Below are 5,804 nucleotides of genomic sequence, written 5' to 3'. Positions count from 1 at the left end.
TGAAGCGCGACAAGAGCTTCTGGAGTCTCGGACAAGAGCTTTTAGAGCACTCCACTAGCCTGAAGCGGCCCTCAACGGCCCGGTGATGATCAGCTCCCTGGCCTCGGTGGGCGCACCCGATACGCGATAGGTGTGGGCGGCAGCCTGCAGCTCGAAGCCGCCAAAGATCGCCCGGACCTCCGGCAGGTCGTTGATGGTCATGATGAAGCGGCCCTGAAGAGCCTCCAGGAGGCCTCTCAGGCGCTCGTAATCGGCCCGTGAGAAGAGCCCTTTGCCGTAGTCATCCTCACCGCCCCAGTAGGGCGGATCGAGAAAGAACAGCGCGCCTGGCTGATCGTACCGCTGGATGAAGGCCTCGAAGTCCATGCACTCGACGGTGACGCCGGCGAGGCGATCGCGCAGATCCTCAAGCATCGCCTGCAGCCGGGTCACGTCGAATCGCGACCCCAGCTTCGCCATGGCGTAGTTGCGACCGGCGACCTTCCCGCCGAACGCCGTGCGCTGCAGATAGAGGAACCGGGCCGCTCGCTGCATGTCGGTGAGCGTCTCCGGCGGGATCATCATCAGGCGGTCGAACTCAGCCCTCGACGACAGCTTCCAGCGGACCAGCTCGACGAACGGCAGGTAGTGCTCCTGGAGCACGCGGTAGAGGTTGTAGACGTCCCGGCCGGCGTCGTTGATGAACTCGGCCCGGGGCCGCATTGAGCGACGAAGAAACACACCGCCCATGCCCACGAAGGGCTCGGCATATAGGTCGTGAGGCGTGGCCTCGATCATGGCGACCAGGCGCTTGGCCAGGTTGCGCTTGCCGCCGAGGTAGGGCGCGATCGGCCGCACGGGCTCGACCGGGGTGAGAAGGCTGGACTCCATCCTGTGTGATCACTCTTACTGACCCCGCCGCAGCGCGCGGTGGGGGGACTGCCCAGGGCCGCGGCCCTGGAAGGTGCGGGTGACCGCCCGCGGTTTGAGGCGTTACAGCGCCTCGGACCCCCCTCTCCCGAGGAGGGCTAGATTCAGCGCCCGATGGCGCGCCAGTAGAACGGCACGGTGGTGCTGGGCTGGTTGGTGTCGGGCCCGCCATCGTCGGCCGAACACCAGACCGAGAAGTTGACGGTCGTTGGCCCGGCGGCGGGGGAGGCATAGTTCACACCGCCTTGCGTGCTCGAAGGCGTCGAGTTGGTGGTGCTGACAGCTGTCACCACAAGGTTCTCGCAGGCGGTTGGGAACTCCATCGGGAACGTGATGGTCGGATGCGCCGAGCCGCCGGGGTAGTAGCCGTGCTGCTCGATCTCGCCGTCGGGGTGGATCCGGAAACGACCGTTGGCATTTGAACCGACCTCGGTGACAGGCCCTGGAATTCCCATGGTCGCGAAAGCGTCGACCAGCTGGTCGAAGTCGCCCTTCACCAGGGTGATGCCGAACGCCTCGATCAGGCGGGCGATGTTCTCCTGCACATCGTTGGCCCACTCGGGCGTGACGATCGTGGCCGGGGGCGGCGTTGTCTTGAACAGGCCGTCGTCGTCGTCGGCGTCGATGCGATGCATTTTGTTGTCCTCTATGCGTAGCTGAAGATGACGCGGGTATGGGCCGGCCGGGCCGCCTGGATCATGCATTCGAGGTCGATGGCGCCGCCCTCGACCAGGCGATCGCCGACCTCGGAGGTGCCGACCCGGAAGAGCGTGAAGTCGGTGGCGGTCAACACATGCACCCGCCAAACGAACCGCCACTTGCCGCCGCCGATCAGAGCTGTGAGGGCGCCATCCCAGTCGTCGACGTCCGGGTCGAACTCATGAATCTCGATCGCCATCCCGACCGAGGCGGCCAGAGCGATGTAGAAGGCCGGGGTCTGGCCGGCCTGGTAGGCCAGCTTTCGCCAGGCAATCAGCTGTCGTGCTGCCAGAGCCGTCGCCGCGGCGGTGCAAGGGTCAGGTAGACCGAGCACTCGTTCCCAGTCCCCGATCAGCGCGTGAGTGGAACGCGGATCGGCCTCGTCAAACAGGTCGGAGACCCGTTCGTCCAACCGGGCAAACTCCTCCGCCAGGCCGCCCAGCAGCTGGGTCAGCACGGCATCAGGATCGCGCGGCCACGCCGGCCCGGTGGGCAGCAAGGCCTGCAGCTGGTCGAGATAGTCCTGGGCGGTGCGGGCCATGCGTCAGGTCCAGGTAATAGTGCCCAGGACCGAGATGTCGCCGGCGGCGGCGGTCACGTTGGCCGAGGGGGTGGTCAGGGTGTGATCGGCTTCGCCGGCGGCGGTGGAGATGGCCTCGCGAATATGGCTGATCAGAACCGTCCCGCCCGGCTCGGCTTCGCGGGCCAGGAGGTCGGTCAGGGACGCGGCCACCGCGGCGCGGATTTCGGCGGTGTCGGGGTTCAGGTCGATGGTGAAGTTCAGAGGAGCAGCGTCCGGCGCGAAGACGTCGACGTCGGCGGTGACGGGCCGTCGCTCGTCGATATAGGCGGCCACGGCGGTCACGTCGCCGGCCTCCGGGATCAGGTCTTCACGGCCATCCATCACAAAGGCCACGCCGACCGTGCCCAGGCCGTTCAACTCCGGATAGACCCACGCCCGGGTGACCTCGGGAACCTCCAATGCCCACCGACGATAGTCGTTCGCTGCGCCACCCCTGGGCTGGCTGCGGATGCGGTCCAGCAGCCGCGCTCGAAGGCTGTCATCCGATTCCTGGTCCAGCCCTCCGGTCAGCCCGCCGACGGCGACCGCCGCATCCGTAGCGACGCCGGCGATCGGCGAAACAAACGTCAGGGCGACGCCCTCGATGGCCGCGCCGGCCACGCCCGCGATCACCGCCTCGACGGCCACGGTGGCGACGCCGCCAGCGATCGTCGCCGAACCGGTGGTGACATACTCGACGCCATCGCCCCGCTGCAGCAGCTCGCCCGGGTCAATGTCCGACCCATTCGATCCGGTCACGGCCACGTTCCCCGCCGCGGCCTCGCCCGCCTTCCGCTCCACGCCCCAGACGCTTGCCCAGCGGGCCAGGTGCTCGCCGTCTGCGGTGTCGGGCATCAGCTGCCGCGCGGCGTAGGCAAGATAGCCATAGGCCCCGTGCAACGCTCCGGCGTGGGTGCGGGCAAGGACGTCCAGGGGCGAGCGACGAAGGCGCGAATCTGCACCGTCCATGCGGCCGTCTAGATCGGCGCGCGCGCGCTCGACCAGCTGGGTCAGGGTGGGGCGATCAAGCGCCATCGGTGGGCTCCCAAACAAAGTCGAAGCGCTGGCGGCCGGGGCCGTCCGGGCGGGTGATGGTGATGGCGATCGCCACGCCGCTTTGGCCGAGCATCGCGGTGTCGACGGTGACGGCGGCGGCGATGCCGTCCTCGATCAGCCAGGCCAGCGCTTCCTCGGCGAACTCGCGCACCTGGATCAGCAACGCCTTGGTCCGTTTGGCGCGGCGCAGCTGCCATAGACGGGAGCCGATCCGGTCGCCTTCGACGGTGGGCGCTGCGTCGCCCCACCAGCCGCGCCGATCCGCGCCTTCAGCCGGCAGCACATCATCGGGCTCAGCCCGGCGATCGGTGAACAGCGAGACGATGATCGCCGACTCCAGGCCGGTGTCGGTCACCAGTCCGCCGCCGGCGATCGACAGGTCGGCGGCAAGCAGGTCCAGGTCCCAGCGGAGGGCCAGATCCGTCATGTGATCCTCACCTTGGTGGAGCCGCCGGTGATCACCCCGCCGGCGACGGCGTCGGTCTTGCGGGCCGCCTGCAGGCCACCCGTTCCGCCCAGGTTCAGGGCGGTGTCCACGCTCAGGGTGGCGGTGTCGGCGGTCAGGGTGAACGTCTCGCAGGTGAAGGCCACCGCGCCCTCGATATCGGCCGTCAGGCTGGGCGCGGTCAGGCTCAGGGCGTCGCCGGCGGTCACGCTCAGGGCCTTGGTCGTCTCGATGACGATCCCGTCCCGGGTCAGATGAACCTTCTGGCCCTGGTCGTCATGGATGGCGACCTCGCCCTTCTCCAGCGCGATGCGGTAGCGGCGATCGCCAACCCCCACCGCCACGGCCTGACCGCGGCGGCCCGCGATGGCCAGCAGCAGGCCGATGGCCCCAGGCAGCGGCGAGCTGGCAAACCCGTAGTCCTGGGCATGCTCGACGCCGTCCAGCGTCTCGTCGGCCAGCCCGTCGACCTGCAGATGCTGCTGGCCGTCGGCCTCGCTGACCAGCCGCACAATGCCCCGACCGATCATCATCCGGATGTCCCGGGCCGGCTTGGCCAGCATCTTGCGGAACGCCTTGCTCATCGGCCAGCCGGCGGCGTGGTCGCCGTCCTGCGCTTGGCCTTGGGCTCGGCGATCGGCTCCAGCTGGAAAGCCTCTTTCGGGGCAAGCATCAGCTCGGATTTGCGGCCCTGTTCGTTGAGCTCGAAACGGACGCCCACCACCAGCAGGGTGGCGTCGATACCCACCAGGGCGGCCTTGACCGGCGCCAGGCGATCGGGGCGATACAGCTCGCCGCCGGCCGATCGCCAGCCTTGAACCAGGCAGCTGACCGTCTGGGCCTTGCCGGCGCGCACCGACGCTTCCCAGATGGCGCGATCCTTCAGGCTGGCGCTGGAGCTGTCGTCGTCGTTGACGATCAGCAGCGGCCGGTGGCGCCGCACGCCCGGATCCTTGGCCTCGCCCTTGGGCCGGCTGGTCCCGTCGTCGGCATGGCCCTTCAGGGTGTAGGCCGAGAACCGGTCTGTGATGTCGTTGTCGAAGGAGACCGCCTTCAGGTTCCCGCCCAGCTCAAGGCTGTAGCCCGCCGCGGTCTGGGCCGGCCGCCGGAACTCCAGATTGCCGGTCACCGTCGTCACGGCCATCACGCCGCGCTGGCGGGCCAGGCGCTCGATGAACTCGAACACCGTCTCGCCCTGCTGCAGCGCGACCTTGTCGAAGGCGCGGCCGGTCGGGGTCACGGCGGTGACGGATATCCCGAACGGTTTGGCCAGCTCGGCCGCGATCTGCTCCAACGTGCGGTTCTTCCAGGACCCGGGCTTATGCACGGCCGAGCAGTCGACCAGGTCGCAGGTTTTCTCCCGGCCGGCGATCTCCACGGGGTGGCGGTCTGGATCGACGCTGGCGCTAAAGCGGTCGATCCAGGCCGTCATGACCTGGTCCTCGCCGACAAACACCTCGCAGCTGTCGCCAGCCTCGATCCCCCACTGGTCGGGATGACCAGGCCACCGTTCGGTCAGCGCCACGGAGAAACTGCCGGCCAGGGCGTCGAGGCCCTGCTCGATCCGAACGCTGGTCCAGCCGTCGAACCGGACGCCGCCGACCTTCAGGGACACCGCATCGCTCATCAGCTGGTCCCCGCGTCAGGGGTCAGGACTTCCAGCGGTCGCGTGGCCGGAACGAAACCCGGGTGCGCGATGCGGTTGCGGCTGACAAGCTCGGCGTCGCGGGTCGCATCGCCATAGAGGCGGTGGGCGATTACCAAGGCCGGTTCGCTGGCGGCCGGGGTGTACCGGAACAGGCGGGCGCGGGATGCGCCGCGGGCGGTCACGTCGCGGATCAGCGCCTGGCGCAGCACAGTCAGGGCGGCGAAGGCTTCGTCCTCGCCGGCGTCGGCCGCTTCAAGCGCCAAGTCATCAATCCGGCCTGCCATGTCCTCCCGGACAGCGGCCGCCGCGTCGTAACTGTCGAACTCCATCTCCGCGACGACGGCCACGCACTCGGCGGCCGCGGCGCGACGGACCAGGGCCAGATAGGCTGTCTGGTTGGCGAGCTGGCGTGTCCTGGCGGGCGTGTCGCCCAGCACGGCAGCGAGGGTCGATCCAAACTCAGTGAACGGCCGCAGCGCCTGCAG

At 68.7% G+C, this 5,804-nt stretch carries 8 protein-coding genes; all 8 read right to left on the bottom strand.

The features are described 5' to 3' along the window. Positions 1–54: 54 nt before the first annotated feature. Entirely contained in the window at positions 55–870 is an 816-nt protein-coding gene (locus ACODSL_RS19950) for a DNA adenine methylase (protein WP_488902490.1), read from the bottom strand. A 143-nt stretch (positions 871–1,013) separates the two neighbouring features. Then, the gene (locus ACODSL_RS19945; RefSeq protein WP_488902489.1) at positions 1,014–1,544 is read right to left on the bottom strand and encodes a gp53-like domain-containing protein; all 531 of its coding nucleotides are present in this window, start codon (positions 1,542–1,544) and stop codon (positions 1,014–1,016) included. 11 nt (positions 1,545–1,555) lie between these two features. Further along, positions 1,556–2,149 (bottom strand): YmfQ family protein, encoded by a 594-nt coding sequence (locus ACODSL_RS19940; RefSeq protein ID WP_488902488.1) that lies wholly within the window; start codon positions 2,147–2,149, stop codon positions 1,556–1,558. A gap of 3 nt (positions 2,150–2,152) precedes the next feature. Further along, positions 2,153–3,205, bottom strand: coding sequence for a baseplate J/gp47 family protein (locus ACODSL_RS19935; protein WP_488902487.1), 1,053 nt, complete (start codon positions 3,203–3,205; stop codon positions 2,153–2,155). Continuing rightward, positions 3,195–3,653, bottom strand: coding sequence for a phage GP46 family protein (locus tag ACODSL_RS19930; protein WP_488902486.1), 459 nt, complete (start codon positions 3,651–3,653; stop codon positions 3,195–3,197). The genes ACODSL_RS19935 and ACODSL_RS19930 overlap by 11 nt, the downstream gene beginning before the upstream one ends. After that, entirely contained in the window at positions 3,650–4,255 is a 606-nt protein-coding gene (locus tag ACODSL_RS19925) for a phage baseplate assembly protein V (protein WP_488902485.1), read from the bottom strand. Before ACODSL_RS19925 ends, ACODSL_RS19930 begins: the two co-directional genes overlap by 4 nt. Further along, the gene (locus tag ACODSL_RS19920) at positions 4,252–5,298 is read right to left on the bottom strand and encodes a phage baseplate assembly protein (RefSeq protein ID WP_488902484.1); all 1,047 of its coding nucleotides are present in this window, start codon (positions 5,296–5,298) and stop codon (positions 4,252–4,254) included. Before ACODSL_RS19920 ends, ACODSL_RS19925 begins: the two co-directional genes overlap by 4 nt. Continuing rightward, the coding region (locus ACODSL_RS19915) for a hypothetical protein (protein WP_488902483.1) at positions 5,298–5,804 on the bottom strand (507 nt) is incomplete at its 5' end. The genes ACODSL_RS19915 and ACODSL_RS19920, both read right to left, overlap by 1 nt.

The organism is Caulobacter sp. FG121 (assembly GCF_057809815.1).
The sequence above is the reverse complement of the archived record's forward strand: the minus strand, read 5'-3'. Positions and strand labels throughout refer to the sequence as shown.

What these genes read in the sequence shown, in the direction of transcription:
- ACODSL_RS19950 (WP_488902490.1), bottom strand. Translation starts at nt 870, where the DNA reads ATGGAGTCCAGCCTTCTCACCCCGGTCGAGCCCGTGCGGCCGATCGCG.
- ACODSL_RS19945 (WP_488902489.1), bottom strand. Translation starts at nt 1,544, where the DNA reads ATGCATCGCATCGACGCCGACGACGACGACGGCCTGTTCAAGACAACG.
- ACODSL_RS19940 (WP_488902488.1), bottom strand. Translation starts at nt 2,149, where the DNA reads ATGGCCCGCACCGCCCAGGACTATCTCGACCAGCTGCAGGCCTTGCTG.
- ACODSL_RS19935 (WP_488902487.1), bottom strand. Translation starts at nt 3,205, where the DNA reads ATGGCGCTTGATCGCCCCACCCTGACCCAGCTGGTCGAGCGCGCGCGC.
- ACODSL_RS19930 (WP_488902486.1), bottom strand. Translation starts at nt 3,653, where the DNA reads ATGACGGATCTGGCCCTCCGCTGGGACCTGGACCTGCTTGCCGCCGAC.
- ACODSL_RS19925 (WP_488902485.1), bottom strand. Translation starts at nt 4,255, where the DNA reads ATGAGCAAGGCGTTCCGCAAGATGCTGGCCAAGCCGGCCCGGGACATC.
- ACODSL_RS19920 (WP_488902484.1), bottom strand. Translation starts at nt 5,298, where the DNA reads ATGAGCGATGCGGTGTCCCTGAAGGTCGGCGGCGTCCGGTTCGACGGC.